Origin of the sequence: Pseudomonas sp. FP2254, from assembly GCF_030687695.1 — a bacterium.
Lineage (GTDB): Bacteria > Pseudomonadota > Gammaproteobacteria > Pseudomonadales > Pseudomonadaceae > Aquipseudomonas > Aquipseudomonas quebecensis.
In genome coordinates, this window is record NZ_CP117444.1 from 2,283,768 (window position 1) to 2,309,994 (window position 26,227).

Sequence of the window (26,227 nt, forward strand, 5' to 3'; positions counted from 1 at the left end):
CTTGCGTGTAACTAAATGTAGTTGCATAAAGTGGTTTCCGTCAATGCTAGCTCGGTTACGTGCATCTTTCCCGTCACAGGTGTAACCCTTGATGACGCTCGGTTTCGCGCCTGCATCCCCTCGCTAATTTTTCCTTTCGCGATTCGTTTTATAGGGACGACGTGCCTTTGTGCTTCCTGCCTATTGCTCCGGATCCCAAGAAATGAATGCTGAAGACTCCTTGAAACTTGCTCGCCGGTTTATCGGGTTGCCCCTGGAAAAACGCCAGAGGTTCCTGCAGGCCTTACAGACAGAAGGCGTGGAGTTTTCGCGGTTTCCGATTCCGGCCGGGGTGCAGGCGGAAGATCGCCAGGCGTTGTCCTACGCGCAGCAGCGCATGTGGTTTCTTTGGCAATTGGACCCGACCAGTGGCGCGTACAACCTGCCGGGCGCGGTGCGGCTCACGGGGGCCTTGAGCCTGCGGGCCATGGAACAGGCGTTCGCCAGTCTGGTCGAGCGCCACGAAACCCTGCGCACAGTGTTTCAGCGCCAGGCTGATGAACGCTTGTCGCAGGTGGGCATCGAGCCCTCGGTGGCGGTGGAGCAGCTCGACCTGAGCGACCTGCCGCTGGCCGAGCGGGAGCAGGCGGTGAGCGACGCGGCGGTGCGCCAGTCGCTGTTACCGTTCGATCTGGAACACGGTCCGCTGCTGCGCGTGCAACTGCTGAAGCTCGCCGAGCGGGAGCATGTGCTGCTGCTCACCCTGCACCATATCGTCTCCGACGGTTGGTCGATGAACGTGCTGATCGACGAATTCATCCGCAGCTACGACGCCTACGAACGCAACGAAACACCCCGACTGCCGCCGCTGCCGATCCAATACAGCGACTACGCCCTGTGGCAGCGCCGCTGGCTGGAAGCGGGGGAGCAGGCGCGGCAACTGGATTACTGGCAGGCGCGCCTGGGGGATGAGCACCCGGTGCTGGAACTGCCCACCGACCGTCCGCGCCCGGCCATGCCCAGCTATCAGGGCACTCGCCATCACTTCGCGATTGATGCGGACCTTGCCGCGCAATTGCGTCGCTGCGCTCAACAGCACAACGTGACCCTGTTCATGCTGCTGCTCGGTGCGTTCAACGTGCTGTTGCATCGCTACAGCGGCCAGGGCGATATCCGCGTCGGCGTGCCGATCGCCAACCGCAACCGCACGGAAGTCGAAGGGCTGATCGGCTTCTTCGTCAACACCCAGGTACTGCGCACCGAATTGACCGGGCAAACCCGCGTCGCCGAACTGCTGCAAGCCATCAAGGAACATGCCCTCGGCGCCCAGGCCCACCAGGAATTGCCCTTCGAACGCCTGGTGGAAGCGCTGCACGTCGAACGCAGCCTGAGCCATACGCCGCTGTTCCAGGTGATGTACAACCACCAACCGGTGGTGGCCGACATCGCTTCGGTCAGCACTGCCTCGGGCCTGGAGCTGGCCCTGGTGGAATGGCAAGGCCGTACCACCCAGTTCGACCTGACCCTGGACACCTATGAAAAATCCGGCACCCTGCACGCCGCGCTGACCTACGCCAACGACCTGTTCGACGCGCCGTCCATCGAGCGCATGGCCCGCCACTGGATCAGCCTGCTGCACGCCATGGTGGGCGATGGCGAGCAGCGTATCGGCGAGTTGCCGATGCTGGACGCCGACGAACTCCAACGCGTGACTCACACCTGGAACCAGACCGCGCAAACCTATCCCACCGAGCGCGGCATCCACCACCTGATCGAAGATCAAGTACGCGCCACCCCTGATGCGCCGGCCTTGCAGTTCGGCGATACCACCCTGAGCTATGCCCAGCTCGATGGCCGCGCCAACCAGTTGGCCCACGCGCTGGTCGAGCAGGGCGTCGGTCCCGATGTGCTGGTGGGGATCTGCGTCGAGCGCTCGATGGAAATGGTCATCGGCCTGCTGGCGATTCTCAAGGCGGGCGGCGCCTATGTGCCGCTCGACCCCGAATACCCCCAGGAGCGCCTGGCCTACATGCTTGAAGACAGCGGCGTCCAACTGCTGCTTACCCAGCAGAGCCTGCTGCCGTCGTTGCCCACTGCGGGTATCCGAGCGATTGCCCTCGATCAGCCTGCCGAGTGGCTGGAGGGCTACAGCAGCGCATCGCCCGAAGTGAGCGTGCACGCGCTGAACCTGGCCTACGTGATCTACACCTCCGGCTCCACCGGCAAACCCAAGGGGGCCGGTAACAGCCATCGCGCGTTGGTCAACCGTCTGTGCTGGATGCAGCAAGCCTACGGGCTGGATGGGAGTGACGCGGTCCTGCAGAAAACCCCGTTCAGTTTTGACGTGTCGGTGTGGGAGTTCTTCTGGCCGCTGATGACCGGCGCGCGCCTGGTGGTCGCGGCTCCTGGCGAGCACCGCGAACCGGCGCGCTTGATCGAAACCATCGGCCGTCACGCCATCACCACGGTGCACTTCGTGCCGTCGATGCTGCAGGCGTTTATCCACGAGCCGGGCGTGCAGGCCTGCGCGAGCCTCAAGCGCATCGTGTGCAGCGGCGAAGCCTTGCCGCTGGAGGCGCAGCAACAGGTGTTCGCCAAGCTGCCGGCGGCCAATCTGTACAACCTCTACGGCCCGACCGAAGCCGCCATCGACGTGACCCATTGGACCTGCGTCGATGAAGGCGCCGACTGCGTGCCCATCGGCCGTCCCATCGCCAATCTCGGCACCTATGTGCTCGACGCCCAACTCAACCCGGTGCCCGCCGGCGTGCCCGGCGAGCTGTACCTGGGCGGCACCGGCCTGGCCCGCAGTTACCATCGCCGTGCGGCGCTGACCGCCGAGCGCTTTGTGCCCAGCCCGTTCGGCGACGGCACGCGTCTGTACCGCACCGGCGACCGCGTGCGCCAGCGTGCCACCGGGGTGATCGAATACCTGGGGCGTCTCGACCATCAGGTCAAGCTGCGCGGCCTGCGGATCGAACTGGGGGAAATCGAAACGCGCCTGTTGCAGCACCCATCGGTGCGTGAAGCCGTGGTGCTGGTGCAGGGCGGCAAGCAATTGGTGGCCTATCTGGTTCTCCAAGGCGACGCGCCGGACGATCTTAAGGACTGGTTGCTCAACAGCCTGCCGGAGTACATGGTGCCGACCCACTGGGTACACCTGGACAAGCTGCCGGTGACCGCGAACGGCAAGCTCGACCGCAAAGCCTTGCCGCAGCCGGACGCTGCGCCGCAGCAGGCCTACAGCGCGCCGGAAAACCCTCTGCAACAGGCGCTGGCGGCAATCTGGAGCGACGTGCTCGGCGTGCCCCAGGTCGGCCTGGACGATAACTTTTTCGAACTGGGCGGCGATTCGATCATCTCCATTCAGGTGGTCAGCCGCGCCCGTCAGGCCGGCATCCGCCTCAGCCCGCGCGACCTGTTCCAATACCAGAGCGTGCGCAGTCTCGCGCGCGTGGCGAGCTTTGAGCAATTGGCGCTGATCGACCAAGGGCCTGTCAGCGGCGACGTGATCGTTACCCCAGTGCAGGCCGGCTTCTTCGAGCAGGCGATCCCGGCGCGTCATCACTGGAACCAATCGCTGCTGCTGACCCCACGGGAAGCCTTGGCACCGGCACGCCTGGAAGCGGCCCTGACCCAGTTGATCAATCACCACGATGCCTTGCGCCTGCGCTTCGTCGAGCGGGACGGCCAGTGGCTGCAATGGCATGCCGCGCCGGTCACTGATGCGGCGCTATGGCAAACCCAGGTCGCCGACGACAGCGAACTGGCCGCCGTGTGCGATGAAGCCCAGCGCAGCCTGGAGCTGGAACACGGCCCTTTGCTGCGCGCCACCTTGGCGACGCTGGCCGATGGTACGCAGCGGCTGTTGCTGGTGGTCCATCACCTGGTGGTCGATGGCGTGTCCTGGCGCGTGCTGCTGGAAGATCTGCAACAGGCTTATCGCCACGCCGCACTGCCGGCCAAGACCAGCGCCTACCAACGCTGGGCGCAGCAATTGCAGGCCCATGCACTGACCCTCGACGCGCAACTGCCGTACTGGCGGGCGCAGACCATGGCGGCGGATCTGCCCTGCGACAACCCTCATGGCGGCCTGCAGAACCGCCTGGGCCGCACCCTCGAAATCCGTCTCGACGCCGAGCACACCCGGCGACTCCTGCAGGATGCCCCGGCGGCCTATCGCACCCAGGTCAACGACCTGTTGCTGACCGCTCTGGCGCGGGTCATCAGCCGCTGGAGCCAGCAGCCTGCGGCGCTGATCCAATTGGAAGGTCATGGCCGCGAAGACCTGTTCGACGATCTCGACCTGAGCCGCACCGTCGGTTGGTTCACCAGTCTGTTCCCACTGCGCCTGCAGGCCGGCGGCGAGTTGTCGAGCGCCATCAAGGCAGTCAAGGAGCAACTGCGCGCCGTGCCGCACAAAGGCATCGGCTACGGCCTGCTGCGCTACCTCGGCGCCCCGGATGCCCGTGCAAGCCTGGCGAGCCAGGTTGCGCCGCGCATCACGTTCAACTACCTGGGCCAATTCGACCGCCAGTTCGATGCGTCGGCGCTGTTCGTCCCTTCGACGCAGGGCGGCGGTCAGGCCCAGGACCCCGAGGCCCCGCTGGCCAACTGGCTGACCGTGGAAGGGCAGGTGTACGGCGGTGAGTTGGCGTTGCGCTGGGGCTTCAGCAGCGACATGTACGACGTGGCGACCATCCAGCGTCTGGCGAACGAGTATGCCGTCGAACTCAAGGCCGTGATCGAACAATGCTGTGCCACGCCGGCCGGGCAGGTCACGCCGTCCGACTTCCCACTGGCGCGCCTGAGCCAGGCGCAACTGGAGGCGTTGCCCGTGGCGGGGCCGCAGATTGCCGATCTCTACCCGCTGTCGCCGATGCAGCAGGGCATGCTGTTCCATACCTTGTACGAGCCCCAGGCCCAGGCCTACATCAACCAATTGCGCCTGGATATCCAAGGCCTGGACCTGCTGGCCTTCGGGCGCGCCTGGCAGGCCGCTCTGGACCGCCATGACATCCTGCGCAGCAGCTTTCACTGGCTGGGCCTGGACAGTGCTCATCAACTGATCCAGCGTCAGGTCGACCTGCAGTTGCAGGTGATCGAAGACACGGGCGCCGACCTGGATGCATTGGCCGATGCTGAACGCGACAGGGGCTTTGCCCTCGACGCGGCGCCGCTGTTTCGCCTGATGCTGGTGCGCGGCGCCGGCAATGCGTGGCACCTGATTTTCACCAGTCACCACATCCTGATGGATGGCTGGAGTAACGCCCAATTGCTCGCCGAAGTGATCGCTCACTATGCCGGCCATGCAGTGCCTGCGCCGATGGGGCAGTTCCGCGCTTACCTCGGCTGGCTGCAGCAACAACCCAGCGGCGAAGCGTTCTGGAAAGCGGCCTTGGCACCTCTTGAGGCGCCGACTCTGCTGGCCGATGCGCTGCGTGTGCCCGTCAACGGCAGCGGCATGGCCGATTACCCCATGGTGCTGGACGCCGACTTCACCCGCGCCCTCGGCGAGTTCGCCCGCACTCATAAAATCACCCTCAATACCCTGCTGCAGGGGGCTTGGGCCTTGCTGTTGCAGCGCTATACCGGCCAGGCCTGCGTCGCCTTCGGCGCCACGGTCGCCGGGCGCTCGGCGCCGTTGCCGGGGATCGAGCAGCAGTTGGGCCTGTTTATCAATACGTTGCCGATGGTCAGCGCGGCGTCGCCGGCACAGTCGGCCGCCGATTGGCTCAGCGAGTTGCAAACCCTCAACTTGAGCCTGCGCGATCACGAACACGTACCGCTCTATGACATTCAAGGCTGGGCCGGCCAGCAGGGCGCGCTGTTCGACACGCTGCTGGTGTTCGAAAACTTCCCGGTAGCCGACGCCCTCAAGCAAGGTGCGCCCGCCGGGCTGACTTTCGGCCCGTTGCATAACCACGAGCGGACCCATTACCCGCTGACCCTGGGCATCGAGCTGGGCGCGAGCCTGCGTCTGGAGTTCAGCTACGACCGCGCGCGTTTCAGTGCCGAGCAAGTCAGCCGACTCGGCGCCAACCTGCGGCACCTGCTGGTGCAACTGCTCGCCGATGCCCGGGCACCGTTGGGCAGCCTGCACCTGCTGGCGCCCGACACCCGGCGCGAACTGCTCGCCTGCAGCCGATCGCCTGCCGCCGCGCAGTGCAGCGCGCGCGTGCACGAACGCATCGCCGTCCAGGCCGCCAGCACCCCTGACGCACTGGCCGTGCAGGCGGGCGATGTGCGGTTGAGCTACGCACAACTCAACGCGCGGGCCAACCGCCTGGCCCATCGTCTGCTGGCGCTTGGCGTCGGCCCTGGCCAGCGCGTGGGCCTGGCGTGCCGCCGGGGTCCGCAGCTGATCGTCAGCCTGCTGGCTGTGCTCAAGAGCGGCGCGGCCTACGTGCCGCTGGACCCCAAATACCCCGCCGAACGCCTGGCCTATATGCTGGCCGACAGTCGCTTGAACCTGCTGCTCAGCGAAACCGGGCTGCTGGCCGACCTGCCGCTGCCCCAGGGCCTGACCCGCCTGGACTTCAGCGCCGAAGGGGCGGAGCTGGCGGGTTACCCGGCGGTCAATCCGCCCAACCATGCCGCTGCCGCCGACCTGGCCTATGTGATCTACACCTCCGGTTCCACCGGCCAACCCAAGGGCGTGGCCATCGATCATGCCGCCCTCGGCCAGTTCTGCGACAGCGCCTCGGTCTACAGCCAGTTGCGTCGCGATGATCGTGTGCTGCAGTTCGCCACGTTCAGCTTCGACGGGTTTGTCGAGCAGTGCTACCCGCCGCTGTGCAGGGGCGCGGCGCTGATCATGCGTGGTGATGAGTTGTGGGATGCCGGACAACTGGCGCGGGAAATCGTCGAGCAGGACGTGACCCTGGCCGACCTGCCCGCAGCATACTGGTACCTGTTGGCCAAGGAGTGCGCCATGGATGGCCGCACGCTGGGCAAGCTGCGCCAGGTGCATGTGGGCGGCGAGGCGATGTCGGTGGAAGGGCTGCGCGCCTGGCACGCCGCCGGGCTGGGGCAGGTGCGCCTGGTTAATACCTACGGGCCGACCGAGGCCACGGTGGTGTCCAGCGTGCACACCTGCCACCTTGCGGATGCCAACGAAGCGTACGGCGTGCCGATTGGCCGCGCCACCGAAGGGCGCGCACTGTATGTGCTCGACAGTGCCTTCGACCTGCTCGGCGGTGAAGGCGTCGGCGAGCTGTGCATCGGCGCCGAAGCCGGCCTGGCCCAGGGCTACTTCGACCGCCCGGCGCTGACCGCCGAGCGCTTCCTTCCGGACCCGTTTTCCAGCACGCCGGGCGCGCGGCTCTACCGCAGCGCAGACCTGGCCCGCCGCAACGCAGCGGGTGACCTGGAGTATGTGGGGCGTATCGACCATCAAGTCAAAGTGCGCGGTTTCCGGATCGAAATGGGCGAGATCGAAGCTCACCTGCAGGCCCTGCCGCAGGTGCGCGAGGCCGCCGTGATCGCCCGGCCGAGCGCGACCGGTGCGCAGTTGGTCGCCTATGTGGTGCCCGCCCTGGCGCAGGCGCTGGATACCCAGGCCCTGGCGACGATCCTGCAACGGTCGCTGCCGGACTACATGGTGCCGGCGCATTGGGTAGTGCTCGACGCGCTGCCCCTGAACCCCAGCGGCAAACTCGATCGCCGCGCGTTGCCGGCCCCGGACCTGAGCCCATCGCGCCAGGCCTATCGCGCCGCGCAGACCGCGCTGCAGATGCAACTGGCCGCGATCTGGCAGGCAGTGCTGCAGGTCGAGGCGGTGGGGTTGGATGACCATTTCTTCGAGCGCGGCGGGCACTCCTTGCTGGCCACCCAGGTGATTTCCCGGGTGCGCCATGACCTTAAGCTGGAAGTACCGCTGCGCGTGCTGTTCGAACAGCCGACGCTGGAAGCGTTTGCCGTGGCGTGCGCGGGCGTGCAGGCCGATACCGCGCCGCCGATGGTTGCGGTGTCGCGTGAGCGGCCGCTGGCGCTGTCCTATGCCCAGGAGCGGCAATGGTTCCTGTGGCAACTGGACCCGACCAGCGCGGCCTACCATGTGCCGATGGCCCTGCACCTGCGTGGCCAGCTGGATACTCCGGCGCTGGAGCGCGCGTGCCTGGCCCTGGTGCAGCGGCATGAACCGTTGCGCACGACGTTTCGGGAGGCGGGCGAGCAGGTGTGGCAAGTCATCCACCCGCAGGCTGGGGTTGCAGTCGAACACCAGCGCGTTGCGCCGGCGTCGCTCGCACACAGCGTCGCGCAGGAAATTCAACGGCCCTTTGACCTGGTCGATGGTCCGTTGATGCGCGTCAAGCTGCTGCAAGTCGACCTCGATCATCACGTGCTGGTAATCACCCAACACCACATCATTTCCGATGGCTGGTCGATGCAGGTGATGGTCGACGAACTGCTCGCGTTGTATCAGGGTCAGGCCCCATTACCGGCGCTGCCGCTTCAGTATGCCGACTACGCCGCGTGGCAACGCGACTGGATGGCGGCCGGCGAAAAGCAACGTCAACTCGATTACTGGTGCCGCCGCCTGGGCAGCGAACACGCGCTGCTGGAACTGCCGCTGGACCATCCGCGCCCGGCGGTGCAGAGCCATCGCGGCGCTCGGCGCCAGGTGCCGCTCGACCGCGCGCTGGTGGCCGATCTCAAGGCCCTCGCACAGCGTCAGGACGTTACCCTGTTTGTGCTGTTGCTGGCCGCGTTCCAGGCGTTGCTGCACCGCTACAGCGGCCAATCCGAGATTCGCGTAGGCGTGCCGATCGCCAACCGCAATCGCCTGGAAACCGAGCGTCTGATCGGCTTCTTCGTCAACACCCAGGTGTTGCAGGCCCAGGTGCAGGGGCAGATGGGGTTCGACCGGTTGCTGGTCCAGGTCAAGCAGCGCGCGCTGGAAGCCCAGGCCCATCAGGATCTGCCGTTCGAGCAACTGGTGGAGGCCCTGCAACCGCAGCGCAGCCTGAGCCACAACCCGCTGTTCCAGGTGATGTTCAATCATCAGGACAGCCTGCGCGCCGGCCCGCCGCAGTTGCCCGGCCTGGAACTGCAGCCGTTGGACTGGGCCGGTCACACGACCCAGTTCGACCTGAACCTGGAAACCGAGGAGTCGGCTGCCGGGCTCTGGGCGTCGCTCACGTACGCCACCGATCTGTTCGACGCGGCCACCATCGAGCGCCTGGCCGAACATTGGCAGAACCTGCTGCGCGCGGTCGTGCGCGATGTCTCCCAGGCCGTGGACGACCTGGCGATACTCAGCGCGCCTCAATGGCAGCAGAGCATCGAGGACTGGAATCACAGCGCGGTCGACTACCCACGGACGCAGTGTGTGCATCAGTTGTTCGAAGCCAAGGCCCAGGCACAGCCGGCGGCCATCGCGCTGCAGTTCAATGACGAGACGCTGAGCTACGGTGAGCTCAATCGTCGCGCCAACCGCCTGGCCCATCGCCTGATCGCCGCCGGCGTCGGCCCGGACGTGCTGGTGGCGGTGCATGTGGAGCGCTGCGCGGAGATGGTGGTCAGCCTGCTGGCGACCCTCAAGGCCGGTGGCGCCTATGTGCCGCTGGACCCGCAATTTCCGGCGCAACGCCTGGCCTTTATGCTGCAAGACAGCCACGCCCGGGTGTTGTTGACCCAGGCGCACTTGCACGATCGCCTGGCGCAATCCCAGGGCCTGCAGGTGGTGCTGGTCGACGACGCCGGCGGTGCCGAACACAACCCGACGGTCCACGTCACACCGCAACACCTGGCCTACGTGATCTACACCTCGGGCTCCACCGGCAAGCCCAAGGGCGTGATGGTGCGACACGAGGCCCTGTGCAGTTTTACCTGCGGCATGGCCGGCACGCTGGAGATTGCGGCCGACGCGCGAATGCTGTCGCTGACCACGTTCTCGTTCGACATTTTTGCCCTGGAGCTGTACGTGCCGTTGAGCGTCGGCGCCACGCTGCTGTTGGGCGAACAGGCCCTGGCGCTCGATCCAGAGGCGATCCTCGACCTGGCGCACACCCAGCGCGCCAACGTGCTGCAAGCCACGCCATCGACGTGGCGCATGTTGCTGGAAAGCCCGCGCGCGCCTCTGCTGCGCGGCATCAAGAGCCTGTGCGGCGGTGAAGCGTTGTCGGCCGATCTGGCCCAGCGCCTGCTCGACCTGCAGGGCCCGGTGTGGAACCTGTATGGCCCCACCGAAACCACCATCTGGTCGGCGGCGCATCGCCTGCTGCAGGCGCAGCCGTTTATTGGACGGCCCATCGCCAACACCCAGCTGTTCATCCTCAATGCCGGGCTGTCGCCCAACCCGGTCGGTGCCCCTGGCGAACTGCTGATCGGCGGGGCGGGCCTGGCACGCGGTTACCATGCGCGGCCGGCGCTGACGGCCGAACGCTTTGTGCCCAACCCCTATGGTGCGCCGGGCGAACGCCTGTATCGCACCGGCGATCTGGCGCGCTATCGCGCCGACGGCGTGGTGGCGTATATCGGCCGGGTCGATCATCAGGTCAAGGTGCGGGGCTTCCGTATCGAACTCGGTGAAATCGAAGCGTGCCTGCGCGATTTCGAGGCCGTGCGCGAGGCCGTGGTGCTGGCCGATAACGACCGTCTGATCGCTTATCTGGTGACGGCGACGCCACAGCCGGCCGAGGTTTATAAGGCAGCGTTGCGCACGCGTTTGCCGGACTACATGGTGCCCGCGCACCTGGTCTTCCTCGACAGCCTGCCTCTGACCCCCAACGGCAAGCTCGACCGCAAAGCGCTGCCCAAGGCTGACGCCGGTCTGTCGGGCGGTGCCTACGTCGCACCGGTGACCGCACGCCAGCAGACAATCGCGGCGATCTGGGCTGAGGTGCTGGAACTGCCTCGGGTGAGCCTGGACGATCACTTCTTCGAATCGGGTGGGCACTCATTACTGGCCACTCGCGTGGTCTCGCGGGTGCGTCAGGCGCTGGGGGTGGAAGTGGCGCTCAAGCGGCTGTTCGAACAGCCCGTGCTGAGTGACTTCGTAAATGCACTGGGCGAGGAGGGCGTACGCGCTCCGGCGTTGCTGCCCGCCGACCGCCAGCAGCCATTACCGCTGTCCTACGCCCAGGAACGCCAGTGGTTCCTTTGGCAACTGGATCCGCAAAGCGCGGCGTACCACATCCCCAGTGCCTTGCGTTTGAAAGGCGCGCTGGACCTGGCTGCGCTGCAACGCAGTTTCGACGCCTTGCTGGCGCGGCATGAAAGCCTGCGCACCCATATACGCCAGGACGCCGCCGGCACCGTGCAGGTAATCGAGGCGCGGGTGCGGATTGAAATCGAGCGGGTCGATATCGATGAAGCCGCGCTCACGGCACGGGTCGCCGAGACCGTCGCACGGCCGTTCGACCTGCTGCGTGGGCCGCTGCTGCGCGTGCAATTGCTGCGCCTGGCGGCGCAGGAGCATGTGCTGGTGCTGGTGCAGCACCATATCGTCTCCGATGGCTGGTCGATGCAACTGCTGGTCGAGGAGCTCGTTCAGCTGTATGCCGCCTTCAGCCAGGGCCATACCGCGCAGTTGCCGGCATTGCCGATCCAGTACGCAGATTACGCCGTGTGGCAGCGCGGCTGGATGGACGCAGGCGAGAAAGACCGCCAACTGGCGTACTGGCGCGAGCAGTTGGGCGGCGTGCAGCCGGTGCTGGAGTTGCCGTTTGACTATCAGCGCCCGGCGCTGCCAAGCCATCGCGGCGCGCGCCTGAGCGTTGCGCTGTCGGGCCCGCTGCTGGCGGGCCTGCGCAACCTCGCGCAACGCAGTGCAGCGACCTTGCCGATGGTGTTGCTGGCGTCCTACCAAGCCTTGCTGCACCGTTACAGTGGCCAGGAAGATGTGCGCATCGGCGTGCCGATTGCCAACCGCAATCGCCTGGAAACCGAAGGGCTGATCGGCTTTTTCGTCAATACCCAGGTGCTCAAGGCCGATGTCCATGGGCAAATGAGCGTGGCGCAGCTGTTGCAACAGACTCGTCAGCGTTCCCTGGAAGCTCAGGCCCATCAGGACCTGCCGTTCGAGCAACTGGTGGAAGCCTTGCAGCCTGAACGCAGCATGAGCCTCAGCCCGCTGTTCCAAGTGATGTTCAACCACCGCATGAGCGCTGCCGAGCGCCATCTGCAGCGCCTCACCGAATTGGAGGTCGACGTACTGAGCTGGGACGAACACGTGGCCCAGTTCGACCTGGCGCTGGACGTGGAAGAAAGTTCGACCCTGCTGCGTGCTTCCCTGAGCTACGCGACTGACCTGTTTGCCCCTGCAACCATTGAGCGCATGGCCAGCCACTGGCTGAATCTGTTGCAAGCGATGGTGGCCGACCCGCAGCAAAGCCTGAGCCAATTGAACCTGCTGGACGCCCACGAGCGGCAGCAGATCCTGGCGTTGTGGGACCGCACCGATTCCGGCTTCTCGTCCCGGCGCCTGGTGCACGAGTTGTTCGCCGATCGTGCGCGGGAAAATCCCGGCGCCGTGGCGGTGAAATTCGCTACGCAGACCCTCACCTATGGCGAGCTGGACAGCCAGGCCAATCGCCTGGCCCACGCCCTGATCGCTCGTGGCGTCGGCGCGGAAGTGCGCGTAGCCATCGCCATGCCGCGCAGTGCCGAGAGCATGGTGGCGTTCCTGGCAGTCATGAAAGCCGGTGGTGTGTATGTGCCGCTGGATATCGAATACCCGCGCGACCGCCTGCTGTACATGCTCCAGGATAGCCGTGCGCAGTTGCTGCTGACTCACAGCAGCGCGTTGCCGCAGTTGCCGATGGTCGAGGGTTTGCAAACACTGGCTATCGACCATACCGACGCCTGGGCCGATCACCGCGCCACCGCGCCAGACGTCGCACTGGACGGCGACAACCTGGCCTACGTGATCTACACCTCCGGCTCCACCGGCCTGCCCAAAGGCGTGGCGGTGGCGCACGGCCCGTTGGTGGCGCATATCATCGCCACCGGCGAGCGCTACGAAACCGGCCCCAACGACTGCGAGCTGCACTTTATGTCGTTCGCCTTCGACGGCTCCCACGAAGGCTGGATGCACCCGCTGATCAACGGCGCCAGCGTGCTGATCCGCGACGACAGCCTATGGTTGCCGGAGTACACCTACGAGCAGATGCACCGCCACCACGTGACCATGGCGGTGTTCCCGCCGGTGTACCTGCAACAGTTGGCCGAGCATGCCGAGCGCGACGGCAACCCGCCGAATGTGCGCGTGTACTGCTTTGGCGGCGATGCGGTGGCCCAGGCCAGCTATGACCTGGCCTGGCGCGCGCTCAAACCGACCTACCTGTTCAACGGCTACGGCCCGACCGAAACCGTGGTCACGCCGTTGCTATGGAAGGCCCGCCGAGGCGACCCCTGCGGCGCGGTGTATGCGCCGATCGGCACGTTGCTGGGCAACCGCAGCGGCTACGTCCTGGACGCGCAACTCAACCTGCAACCGATCGGCGTGGCCGGCGAGCTGTACCTGGGCGGCGAGGGCGTGGCGCGGGGTTATCTGGACCGCCCGGCGCTGACCGCCGAACGCTTTGTGCCGGACCCGTTCGGCAAGCCCGGCAGCCGCGTATACCGCAGCGGCGACCTGACCCGTGGCCGCCCGGATGGGGTGGTGGATTATCTGGGCCGCGTTGACCATCAGGTGAAAATCCGAGGCTTCCGTATCGAGCTGGGCGAGATCGAAGCACGCCTGCGCGAACAGGACAGTGTCGGCGAAACCGTGGTGGTGGCCCACGACGGCCCGTCCGGTAAACAACTGGTGGCCTATGTGGTGCCGACCCGTGCCACCGACGACAGCGCATTGCGCGACACCCTGCGCCGCGCCCTGAAAGCGCGCCTGCCGGATTACATGGTGCCCACGCACTTTATGTTCCTGGAGCACATGCCCCTGACCCCCAACGGCAAGCTCGACCGCAAGGGCCTGCCGGAGCCGGACGTGAGCCTGATGCAACAGGCCTACGTAGCCCCCGAAACCGAACTGGAGCAGCAGATCGCCGCGATCTGGGCCCAGGTGCTGCACCTGCCCCAGGTGGGACTCAACGACAACTTCTTCGAGGTGGGCGGGCATTCGCTGCTGGCAATCCAGATCACCTCGCGGGTGCAGGCCGAGCTGGGCCTGGACGTGCCGCTGGTGGAAGTGTTCCAGACCGAAACCCTGCGTGCCTATGTCCAGGCCGCAGCCACCCTCCGTGCCGGCAGCGCGGAAGATTTTGACGACCTTCGTGACTTCTTGAGCGAACTAGAGGCGATTTGACCCATGCTTTCCAACCCTAATATCGATCTGGTCTCGCGCTTTCTTCGCCTGCCGCTGGAACAGCGCCAGCAGTTTTATCAGCGCCTGCAAAGTCGCGGCATGAGCTTTGCCCAACTGCCGATAGCCGCGGTTCGCGAGGCCGGCCAATACCTGCCGCTGTCTTATGCCCAGGAACGTCAGTGGTTCCTGTGGCAACTGGACCCGCACAACAGCACTTATCACATCCCAGGTGCCCTGCGCTTGCAGGGGCACCTAGACCTGCCAGCCCTGCAACGCAGTTTCGATACGCTGCTGGCCCGACATGAAAGCCTGCGCACGCATCTGGTTCAGGACGGCGAGCACCTGCTGCAGACCGCAGCGCCCGAGGCGCGCATTCACGTCCAGTGCGACAGTGTCAGCGAACAAACCCTGATGGCAAGGGTTGCCGAGGACGTCGCGCGGCCCTTCGATCTGCAGCAGGGCCCGCTGCTACGCGTCAGCCTGCTGCAACTGGCGGCGGATGAGCATGTGCTGGTGCTGGTGCAGCACCATATCGTTTCCGACGGCTGGTCGATGCAGGTGATGGTCGAGGAACTGGTGCAGCTATATGCCGCTTACAGCCAGGGCCAGGACCTGGCATTGCCTGAGCTGCCGATCCAGTACGCCGATTACGCACTGTGGCAGCGGCGGTGGATGGAGGCGGGTGAAAAAGCCCGGCAACTGGCGTACTGGCAGGAGCTGCTGGGGGGCGAGCAACCCGTACTGGAACTGCCTCTGGATCATCCTCGTCCGGCACGGCAAAGCCATCGAGGCGCGAGCCTGCAGGTCCACCTCAGTGCGCAGCGGGTGACAGCGCTCAAGCGCCTGGCGCAACAAGAAGGCGTGACGTTGTTCATGCTGTTGCTGGCGTCGTTCCAGACCCTGCTGTTTCGCTACAGCGGCCAGGCGGATATTCGCATCGGCGTGCCGACCGCCAACCGCAATCGGGTCGAAACCGAGCGGTTGATCGGCTTTTTCGTCAATACCCAGGTGCTCAAGGCCGACCTCGACGGGCAGATGACGTTTACGCAACTGCTGCAGCAGACCAAGCAACGCGCCCTGCAAGCCCAGGCGCACCAGGATCTGCCGTTCGAACAGTTGGTGGTGGCGTTGCAGCCTGAGCGCAGCTTGAGTCACAACCCGCTGTTCCAAGTGATGTTCAACCACCAGACCGATGCCCAGGGCGGGCGCGGCGGCCAACAGTTACCCGGCCTGCGTGTGACTGAGCTGGAGTGGGACAGCCCCACCACCCATTTCGACCTGAGCCTGGACACCCATGAGTCCGCCGAAGGCATCTGGGCCGCGCTGACCTATGCCACTGACCTGTTCGACGCAACCACTATCGAGCGCCTGGCGCAGCACTGGCAACACCTGCTCGAGGCACTGGTGAACGAGCCCGGCAACCGTCTGAGTGCGTTGCCGATGCTGGGCACAGCCGAGCACCAGGTGCTGCTGCGGGACTGGAACGCCCCGGCCACCGTCGGCAGCTTGCAGGCCGTGCATCATCTGTTCGAGGCCCAGGCCTTCCGGCAGCCTGAACGCCAGGCTCTGGTCCTCGACGAGCAGGCTCTCAGCTATGGCGAGCTGAACCGCCAGGCCAACCGATTGGCGCACTATCTGATCGCCCAGGGCGTGGGCCCGGAAGTGTTGGTGGGGATCGCGGTCGAGCGCTCGTTGGCCATGGTGGTCAGCCTGTTGGCGGTGCTCAAGGCCGGCGGCGCCTACGTGCCGCTCGACCCCGATTATCCCCGCGAGCGCCTGGTGCATATGCTCCAGGACAGTGGCGTACAGCGGGTGCTGACTCACTCGCACCTGCGTCAGCGTCTGCCGCTGCCGCACGGGGTGACGGCCCTGGATATCGACCAGTCCGAGGCGCAATTGGCGCACTTTGGCGAGCACAACCCCGCAGTTACGTTCGAACCCCACAGCCTCGCGTACGTGATCTACACCTCGGGCTCCACCGGCAAGCCCAAGGGCGTGGCCATCAGTCATGCGGCACTCAGTGAGTTCGCCGGTATCGCGGCCGAGTATTCGCGCCTGGTGCCGCAGGACCGAGTGTTGCAGTTCGCCACCCTGAACTTCGACGGTTTTGTCGAGCAGCTGTACCCGGCCCTGACCATCGGCGCCACCGTGGTGCTGCGCGGCCCGCAACTGTGGGACGGTGCGCAGCTGTATCGCCAGATCATCGACCAGGGCATTACCCTGGCCGACTTGCCGACAGCTTATTGGAAGTTATTCCTGCACGATTGCCTGGCGGCCGGGCCACGTTCTTACGGTGCCTTGCGCCAGGTCCATATCGGCGGCGAAGCCATGCCGCTGGACGGCCCGGCCCTGTGGCGCCAGGCCGGGCTGGGGGCCGTACGCCTGCTCAATACCTATGGGCCGACCGAGGCCACGGTGGTCTCAAGCACCCTCGACTGCAGCGCCGACAACGTTGTGATTGGCAACAGCGCCAGCCCTATTGGCCGGGCGTTGCGCGGTCGTGGCCTGTATGTGCTCGACGGCAACCTCAATCTGTTGCCGATCGGCGCGGTAGGCGAGTTGTATATCGCCAGTGCCAGCGGCTTGGCCCGCGCTTACCTGCAACGGCCGGACCTGACCGCCGAGCGCTTTGTCGCCGACCCGTTCAGCCGCCTGGGCGAGCGCCTGTACCGCACCGGCGACCTGGCGCGTTACCGCGCCGATGGCGTGATCGAGTATGTCGGGCGGGCCGATCATCAAGTCAAAATCCGCGGCTTCCGCATTGAGCTGGGTGAAATCGAAGCGTTGCTGCTGGCGCAGGACCCGGTGCGCGAAGCGTTGCTGCTGGCAGCCGATAACCAACTGGTGGCGTACCTGGTGCCGACGCAGCCCTTATCTGCCGCGCAGCAGGTTGAAGTCGCCGAGCAGCTCAAGGCCAGCCTGCGCGATCAGTTGCCGGATTACATGGTGCCGGCCCATCTGATCTTCCTCGAACGCATGCCGTTGAACCCCAACGGCAAGCTCGACCGCCAGGCGCTGCCCAAGGCTGATGCGACGTCCATGCAGCCGGCGTGGCAGGCGCCGGTGACGCCCCTGCAGCAGCAGGTAGCAGCCATCTGGGCGTCTATCCTGGGCATGGAGCGCGTTGGCCTGAACCAGCACTTCTTCGAATCCGGTGGGCATTCGTTGCTGGCGATGCAGGTGGTCTCGCGCGTTCGCAGCGAGCTGAACCTGGAGGTGCCGCTCAAGACGCTGTTCGAGCAGCCGCGCCTGGAGGGGTTTGTCGCCGCGCTCGACGCGCAGGCCCCTGCTGTATCTACAGCACCGCCGCTGGTCGCGGCCCCACGCGACCAACCGTTGCCGCTGTCCTATGCTCAGGAGCGCCAGTGGTTTCTCTGGCAGTTGGAGCCGCAGAGTGCGGCGTACCACATCCCCAGCGCCCTGCGTTTGAAAGGCACGTTGGATGTGCCGGCGCTGCAACGCAGCTTCGACGCCCTGCTGGCGCGCCATGAAAGCCTGCGCACCCATTTGCGCCAGGAGCACGCGCGTACGGTTCAAGTGATTGAACCGCGCAGGGCGCTGCAGATTGCCCGTGCCGATGTCGATGAGGACGCGCTCAAGGCCTGGATCGAGGCCGAGATCGCGCAGCCCTTCGATCTGCAACAAGGGCCGTTGATGCGCGTGTCGTTGCTGCGCTTGGCCGAGGATGAGCATGTGCTGGTGCTGGTGCAGCACCATATCGTTTCCGATGGCTGGTCAATGCAAGTGCTGGTCGAGGAACTGGTGCAATTGTATGCCGCCTGCAGCCAGGGCCAGACCCCGCAACTGCCGGCGTTGCCGATCCAGTACGCCGACTACGCCGTGTGGCAGCGTCACTGGATGGACGCGGGCGAGAAAGACCGCCAACTGGCGTACTGGCGCGACAGGCTCGGCGGCGAGCAGAGCGTGCTGGAGTTGCCGTTCGACCACCCACGCCCGGCGGTGCAGAGCCACCGTGGTGCGCGCCTGGCCTTCGAACTGGCGCCGACGCTGACCCGCGACCTCAAGGCCCTGGCCCAGCAGCAAGGCGTGACCGTGTTCATGCTGTTGCTGGCATCGTTCCAGACCTTGCTGCACCGCTACAGCGGCCAGGCGCAAATCCGCGTCGGCGTGCCGATTGCCAACCGCAATCGCAGCGAGACCGAGCGACTGATCGGCTTCTTCGTCAACACCCAGGTGCTCACGGCGGACATTGATGGCCAGATGAGCGTCACACAATTGCTGCAGCAGACCCGGCAACGGGCACTTGAAGCCCAGGCCCATCAGGACTTGCCCTTTGAACAACTGGTAGAAGCACTGCAGCCCGAGCGCAGCCTGAGCCATAACCCGCTGTTCCAGGTCATGTTCAACCACCAGACCGATGTGGGTCAGGCTCAAGCGCAGCACCAGTTGCCGCACCTGCGCGTCGAAGGGCTTGAATGGGCAAGCAAGACTGCGCATTTCGACCTGGACCTGGATATTCAGGAGTCCACCGAAGGCATTTGGGCCACTTTGGGGTATGCCCTGGACCTGTTTGAAGTCGGCACCGTGCAACGCATGGCGCGTCACTGGCAGCATCTGTTGCAGGCGATGGTGGCCGACCCGCAGCAAAGCCTGAGCCAATTGAACCTGCTGGACGCCAGCGAGCGGCAGCAGATCCTGGCGTTGTGGGACCGCACCGATTCCGGTTTCTCGTCCCGGCGCCTGGTGCATGAGTTGTTCGCCGATCGTGCGCGGGAAAATCCCGGCGCCGTGGCGGTGAAATTCGCTACGCAGACCCTCACCTATGGCGAGCTGGACAGCCAGGCCAATCGCCTGGCCCACGCCCTGATCGCTCGTGGCGTCGGCGCGGAAGTGCGCGTAGCCATCGCCATGCCGCGCAGTGCCGAGAGCATGGTGGCGTTCCTGGCAGTCATGAAAGCCGGTGGTGTGTATGTGCCGCTGGATATCGAATACCCGCGCGACCGTCTGCTGTACATGCTGCAGGATAGCCATGCGCAGTTGCTGCTGACTCATTCGTCTGTGCAACAACGCTTGCCGATCCCGGACGGCTTGCATGTTCTTGCAATCGATCAGACACAGGTCTGGTCCGACAACCGCGCCACCGCGCCAGACATCGCACTGGACGGCGACAACCTGGCCTACGTGATCTACACCTCCGGCTCCACCGGCCTGCCCAAAGGCGTGGCGGTGGCGCACGGCCCGTTGGTGGCGCATATCATCGCCACCGGCGAGCGCTACGAAACCGGCCCCGACGACTGCGAGCTGCACTTTATGTCGTTCGCCTTCGACGGCTCCCACGAAGGCTGGATGCACCCGCTGATCAACGGCGCGAGCGTGCTGATCCGCGACGACAGCCTATGGTTGCCGGAGTACACCTACGAGCAGATGCACCGCCACCACGTGACCATGGCGGTGTTCCCGCCGGTGTACCTGCAACAGCTGGCCGAGCATGCCGAGCGCGACGGCAACCCGCCGAATGTGCGCGTGTACTGCTTTGGCGGCGATGCGGTGGCCCAGGCCAGTTATGACCTGGCCTGGCGCGCGCTCAAACCGACCTACCTGTTCAACGGCTACGGGCCGACCGAAACCGTGGTCACGCCGTTGCTATGGAAGGCCCGCCGGGGCGACCCCTGCGGCGCGGTGTATGCGCCGATCGGCACGTTGCTGGGCAACCGCAGCGGCTACGTCCTGGACGCGCAACTCAACCTGCAACCGATCGGCGTGGCCGGCGAGCTGTACCTGGGCGGCGAGGGCGTGGCGCGCGGTTATCTGGACCGCCCGGCGCTGACCGCCGAACGCTTTGTGCCGGACCCGTTCGGCAAGCCCGGCAGCCGCGTATACCGCAGCGGCGACCTGACCCGTGGCCGCCCGGATGGGGTGGTGGATTATCTGGGCCGCGTTGATCATCAGGTGAAAATCCGGGGCTTCCGTATCGAGCTGGGCGAGATCGAAGCGCGCCTGCGCGAACAGGACAGCGTCGGCGAAACCGTGGTGGTGGCCCAGGAAGGACCGCACGGCAAGCAGCTGGTCGCCTATGTGGTGCCGCTGGATGCGCATTTGCTGAGCGACGCCGTGGCCCAAGCCACCTGCCGCGAGAACCTGCGCCGGGCCCTGAAAGCGCGCCTGCCGGACTACATGGTGCCCACGCACCTGATGTTCCTGGAGCACATGCCGCTGACCCCCAACGGCAAGCTCGACCGCAAGGGCCTGCCGGAGCCGGACGTGAGCCAGATGCAGCAGGTGTATGTGGCGCCGCAGAGTGAGTTGGAGCAGCAGATTGCAGCGATCTGGGCGGACGTGCTGCGCCTGCCCCAGGTTGGGTTGCACGATAACTTCTTCGAACTGGGTGGGGATTCGATCATTTCGATCCAGGTGGTCAGTCGCGCGCGCCAGGCCGGTGTGCGGTTTACGCCTAAAGACCTGTTTCAGCACCAGACCGTGCAAAGCCTGGCTTCGGTAGCCCGGCAAGGCGAAGGCGTGACCCTGCTGGACCAGTCGCCACTGAGCGGCGAGTTGTTGCTGTTACCGGTGCAACAGGCGTTTTTTGCCGATGATATTCCTGAGCGCCAGCACTGGAACCAGTCGGTGGTGCTGCACGCGCATCAGCCGTTACAGGCTCCGCTGCTGGTGGCTGCGCTGCAGGCGTTGATCGTGCACCACGATGCATTGCGCTGCAGCTTTACCCAGGGACCGGTCGGCTGGACCGCTGCCTATCGCGAACCGCAGCAGCACCAGGCTGAACAGGTGCTGTGGCAGACCGCGTTGGACAGCGCCGATGAGCTGGATGCATTGGGCGAAGAGGCCCAGCGCAGCCTGAACCTGAGCAACGGCCCGCTGCTGCGTGCGGTGCTGGTTGATCTGGCCGATGGCACCCAGCGTTTATTGCTGGTGATCCACCATCTGGTGGTCGATGGCGTGTCCTGGCGCATCCTGCTGGAGGATTTGCAGACGGCGTATCGCCAGATCGCCGAAGGGCGCACGCCGGTACTGCCGGCCAAGACCAGCGCTACAAGGGCTTGGGCCGAACGCCTGCAAACTTACGCAGCCAGCGCCGCACTGGCGCAACAGCTGGCTTGGTGGCAGGCACAGTTGGACGGCAGCCCGGTCGGCTTACCGGGTGCCGACCCGCAGGCCAGCTTGAGCAATCGTCATGCACTGAGCGTGACCACGCACCTGGATCAGGCATTCACCCGCCGCTTGCTGCAGGACGCGCCCAGTGCTTACCGCACCCAGATCAACGACCTGCTGCTGACCGCCCTGGCGCGCGTCATCGTGCGGTGGAGTGGTGAGTCGTCAATGTTATTGCGCCTGGAAGGGCATGGCCGCGAAGACTTGTTCGACGACATCGACCTGACCCGCACCGTCGGTTGGTTCACCAGCCTCTATCCGCTGCAACTGGTGCCGAGTGATTCGTTGGCGGATTCGCTCAAGCACATCAAGGAGCAACTGCGCGCGGTGCCCGACAAAGGCTTGGGCTTCGGTGCGCTGCGTTATCTGGGCACGCCCCAGGCTCGCCAAACACTGAGCGAACTGCCGCAACCACGCATCACCTTCAATTACCTGGGGCAGTTCGACGGCAATTTTGATGCGGGCCAAGAGACCGGTTTATTCGCGCCGTGCGCAGACGCCAGCGGTGCGGAGCAAAGCGCCGACGCGCCGCTGGGCAACTGGCTGGAAATCAATGGCCAGGTGTACGGCGGTGAACTGAAGCTGAATTGGAGTTTCAGTCGGCAAATGTTTGCTGAGGCGACCGTGCAACGCTTGGCGGATGACTACACCGAGGAACTCAAGGCGGTAATAGCGCACTGCTGCGAACCGGCCAACCGCGGCGTAACACCGTCGGATTTCCCATTGGCACAGTTGTCCCAGGCGCAGTTGGACGCGTTGCCGCTGGCTGCGTCCGAAGTCGAAGACCTTTACCCACTGTCGCCGATGCAACAGGGCATGCTGTTCCAATCGCTTTACATACAAGGCGGCGGTGACTACATCAACCAGATGCGGATCGATGTTCAAGGGCTGGACGTAGCGCGCTTCCGCCAGGCCTGGCAGGCGGCGGTGGACAACCACGAGATCCTGCGCAGCGGTTTCCTCTGGCAGACCGAGCTGGAGCAGCCGTTGCAAGTGGTCTACAAGCAGGTACGCCTGCCGTTCGCCGAGCTGGATTGGCAAGGCCGCAGCGACTGTGGCGATGCCCTCGATCATCTCGCCGAATCGGCCAGAGCGCGGGGTTTCGTATTGGAGCAGGCGCCGCTGTTGAACCTGACGGTGGTGCGAACCGGCACGTCTGACTACCACCTGATCTACACCAATCATCACATCCTGATGGACGGCTGGAGCGGTTCGCAGCTGTTCGGTGAGGTGTTGCAGCATTATGCGGGTGAGCCGCTGCGTGCACCGCTGGGACGTTATCGCGATTACATTGCCTGGCTGCAGGCGCAGGACAAGTCGGTCAGCGAGGCCTTCTGGAAGGCGCAACTGCAAGACCTGCAAGAGCCCACACGCCTGGCCCGCGCGGTCCTGGCCAGCGACCCGGCCTTGACGGTGAACGGTGAGCATCGGCTGCAGCTCGATGCCGCGCGCACCGCGCATCTCAAGGCGTTCGCCCAAAGCAACAAGGTGACCCTCAATACCTTGGTGCAAGCGGCCTGGCTGTTGCTGTTGCGGCATCACACCGGGCAGGCCACCGTGGCGTTCGGCGCCACGGTGGCCGGCCGCCCAGCGGAGCTGCGAGGGATCGAGCAACAGGTCGGGTTGTTCATCAACACGCTACCGGTGGTGGCGACGCCCGATGCACGCATGACGGTGAGCCAATGGTTGCACCACATCCAGGCCCAGAATGTGCGCTTGCGCGAGCAGGAACACACCCCCCTGTTCGAGATCCAGCGTTGGGCCGGGCTGGGCGGCGAGGCGCTGTTTGACAGCATCCTGGTGTTTGAAAACTACCCGGTGTCCGAAGCGCTGGAACAGGGTGCGCCGTCGGGGTTGCGCTTTGGTGCGGTGCACAGCCTGGAGCAGACCCATTACCCGTTGACCGTGCTGCTGGGCATCGGTGACACCTTGGGGCTTGAGTTCAATTACAGTCGGCACTCTTTTCGTGCGGCGCAGATCCAGCGTCTGGCCGAGCACTTTGAGCAATTACTGCAAGCGCTGGCGCAAGACGCGTCCCGGTGTCTGGGCGCGCTGCCGTCGCTGGCCCAGGATGAACGCCAGCGCGTGGTGCAGGCCTGGAACGCCACGCACGAGACATATCCGTTGCACCACAGTGTGCATCGGCTTATCGAAGCACAAGTTGAACGTACACCCGATGCCCAGGCCCTGGTGTTCGCCGAGCAGTCTCTGACTTATACCCAGCTCAACCAGCGGGCAAACCGCCTGGCCCATCGTTTGATAGCTGCCGGGGTAGGGCCGGACGTCCTGGTCGGGCTGGCGGTGGAACGTTCCGTCGAGATGGTCGTTGGCCTGCTGGCGGTGCTCAAGGCCGGCGGCGCTTACGTGCCGCTGGACCCGGAATATCCGCGCGAGCGGCTGGCGTACATGCTGCAGGACAGCGGCGTCAAGCTATTGCTGACCCAGGCGCACCTGCTTGAGGACCTGCCGATTCCCCACGGCGTGCAGTACTGGGTGCTGGAGCCAGGCGATGCCTGGTTGCAAGACAGCCAGGCGCACAACCCGCAGGTCGTGGTCGACGGCGAAAACCTTGCCTATGTGATCTACACCTCGGGCTCCACCGGCCAGCCCAAGGGCGCCGGCAATCGGCATTCGGCGCTCACCAACCGGCTGTGCTGGATGCAGCAGGCCTATGGCCTGAACGCCGGCGACAGTGTGTTGCAGAAAACTCCGTTCAGCTTCGACGTGTCGGTATGGGAGTTCTTCTGGCCTTTGCTCACCGGTGCGCGCCTGGTCGTGGCGGCGCCTGGGGATCATCGCGATCCGGCCAGGCTGGTCAACCTGATCAATGCCCGGGGCATCACCACGCTGCACTTCGTGCCGTCCATGCTGCAAGCATTTCTGCAGGACCCCACGGCGGTGACGTGCCACAGCCTGCAACGCATCGTGTGCAGCGGTGAGGCACTGCCGGCAGACACACAACAACAGGTGTTCGCTAAGCTGCCCCAGGCCGGGTTGTTCAACCTGTATGGACCGACCGAAGCCGCTATCGACGTGACCCACTGGACCTGTGTTGATGACGGCGCGGATGCGGTGCCGATTGGCCGGCCGATTGCCAACCTGACGTGCTACGTGCTGGACGACAATCTGGAACCGACCCCGATAGGCGTACTGGGTGAGCTGTACCTGGGCGGTGCCGGCTTGGCGCGGGGGTATCAGCGTCGTGCCGGGTTGACGGCCGAACGTTTCGTGACCGACCCGTTCGGCAGCGGCGAACGCCTCTACCGGACCGGCGATCTGGCGCGTTATCGCGACAACGGCGTCATCGAGTACGCCGGGCGCATTGATCATCAAGTCAAGCTGCGGGGGCTGCGTATCGAATTGGGCGAAATCGAGGCACGCCTGCTGGAGCACGACAGGGTGCGCGAAGCCGCCGTGCTGGCGGTGGACGGCACGCACCTGGTGGGGTACCTGGTGCTGCATCAGCCGCCGCAAGACTGGAAAGCCTTGATCGGCGCGCATCTGGCGGCGCACTTGCCGAACTACATGGTTCCCACGCAGTGGGTGCTGCTGACACACATGCCGTTGAGCCCCAACGGCAAGTTGGATCGCAAGGCGTTGCCCAAGCCTGAGGTCCACGCGGCACAGGCGTTCGAGGCCCCCCACAGTGAGATCGAATGCCAGGTGGCGGCGATCTGGCGTGACGTGCTGGGGGTTGAGCAAGTAGGGCTTAACGACAATTTCTTCGAGCTGGGTGGCCATTCGCTGCTGGTGCTGATGCTTAAGGAGCGCCTGCGCAAGATCAGCGGCGTCGGTTTGTCGGTCAGCCAGTTGATGCTTAACCCGACCGTGCGTGGACAGGTCAATTGCCTGCACGGGGAGGCGCGGCGCTCCACGATCGTCAAACTCAACAGCCAGGCCCAAGGCACGCCGCTGTTTATGTTCCACCCCAGCTTCGGCGCGGTGCACTGCTACACCGCGATTGCCCTGGCCCTGCGTGAGCAGCGTCCGGTGTACGGCGTGATGTGCCGTGCCCTGGCCGAAGAGGGCACTGCGGTGCCCGAATGGCAAGCAATGGTCGAGGACTACACCGCGCAGCTGTTGATAGCCCAGCCCCAAGGGCCGTTCCGCCTGGCAGGCTGGTCCCTGGGCGGTAATCTGGCGATGGAAGTGGCTTATGGGCTGGAGCAGGCGGGGCGCGCGGTCGAGTTCGTCGGCTGGATCGACGCCGCGCCGCCGCAATGGCTCAAGGCCTACTGGGAGGCTGTAGTAGCCGAGGAGGAACGCCCGGTATCGACCCATGAACGCCGCGCCGCCCTGCTCGGTGTGATGTTCCCGGCGTATGCCGAGCAGATCCACGATGCCTGGCTGCGATGCCAGCGGCTTACCGACGATGAACACGCGCAATTGCACGCGTTCGTGGGCTGGGCCGAGCAGACATTGGGCGAGGCCTTTACTGCGATCAAGCAAGAGCTGTTACGCGGCAATGAGGCGCAGATTTCCTGGGAAGTGGACCGCGCCCTGAGTGAACGCATGCTGGCCGCCGACTTCAAGCCGATCAACGCGCCGCTCAGTTGCTGGTGGGCCTCGTTAAGCCGGGCCGGTCGTTGCAAGGACTTGATCGAGCAACATATGGCGAGCATCCACGGCCAGGGGCGCGTCGAGCGTTCAGTGATGATCGAGACCGATCATGACGGGATCGTCGACAGCGCTGAGTTCATCGCCAGCCTGGTGGCCGCCATGACGTAACGTTGCGACTGAGCCAGACACCCGGGTCCTTGGATCCGGGTTTTTTTCGTCTGGTTTGGACGAGCGCAAGGCATGAAAAAGCCCGATGAAAGCAAGGCTCTCATCGGGCTTGGTTTGACCACTGGGGGCGATCAAGGCATT

At 65.1% G+C, this 26,227-nt stretch carries 2 protein-coding genes; both read left to right on the forward strand.

What is annotated here, in order from left to right:
* Nucleotides 1-202 precede the first annotated feature (202 nt).
* Nucleotides 203-14,230 carry a non-ribosomal peptide synthase/polyketide synthase gene (locus PSH94_RS10665; protein ID WP_305437420.1) on the forward strand — a complete coding sequence of 4,676 codons (14,028 nt, stop codon included), beginning with the start codon at nucleotides 203-205 and terminating at the stop codon, nucleotides 14,228-14,230.
* A 3-nt stretch (nucleotides 14,231-14,233) separates the two neighbouring features.
* On the forward strand, nucleotides 14,234-26,086 hold the full coding sequence (locus tag PSH94_RS10670; protein WP_305437422.1) for a non-ribosomal peptide synthase/polyketide synthase: 11,853 nt from the start codon (nucleotides 14,234-14,236) through the stop codon (nucleotides 26,084-26,086).
* Nucleotides 26,087-26,227 lie beyond the last annotated feature (141 nt).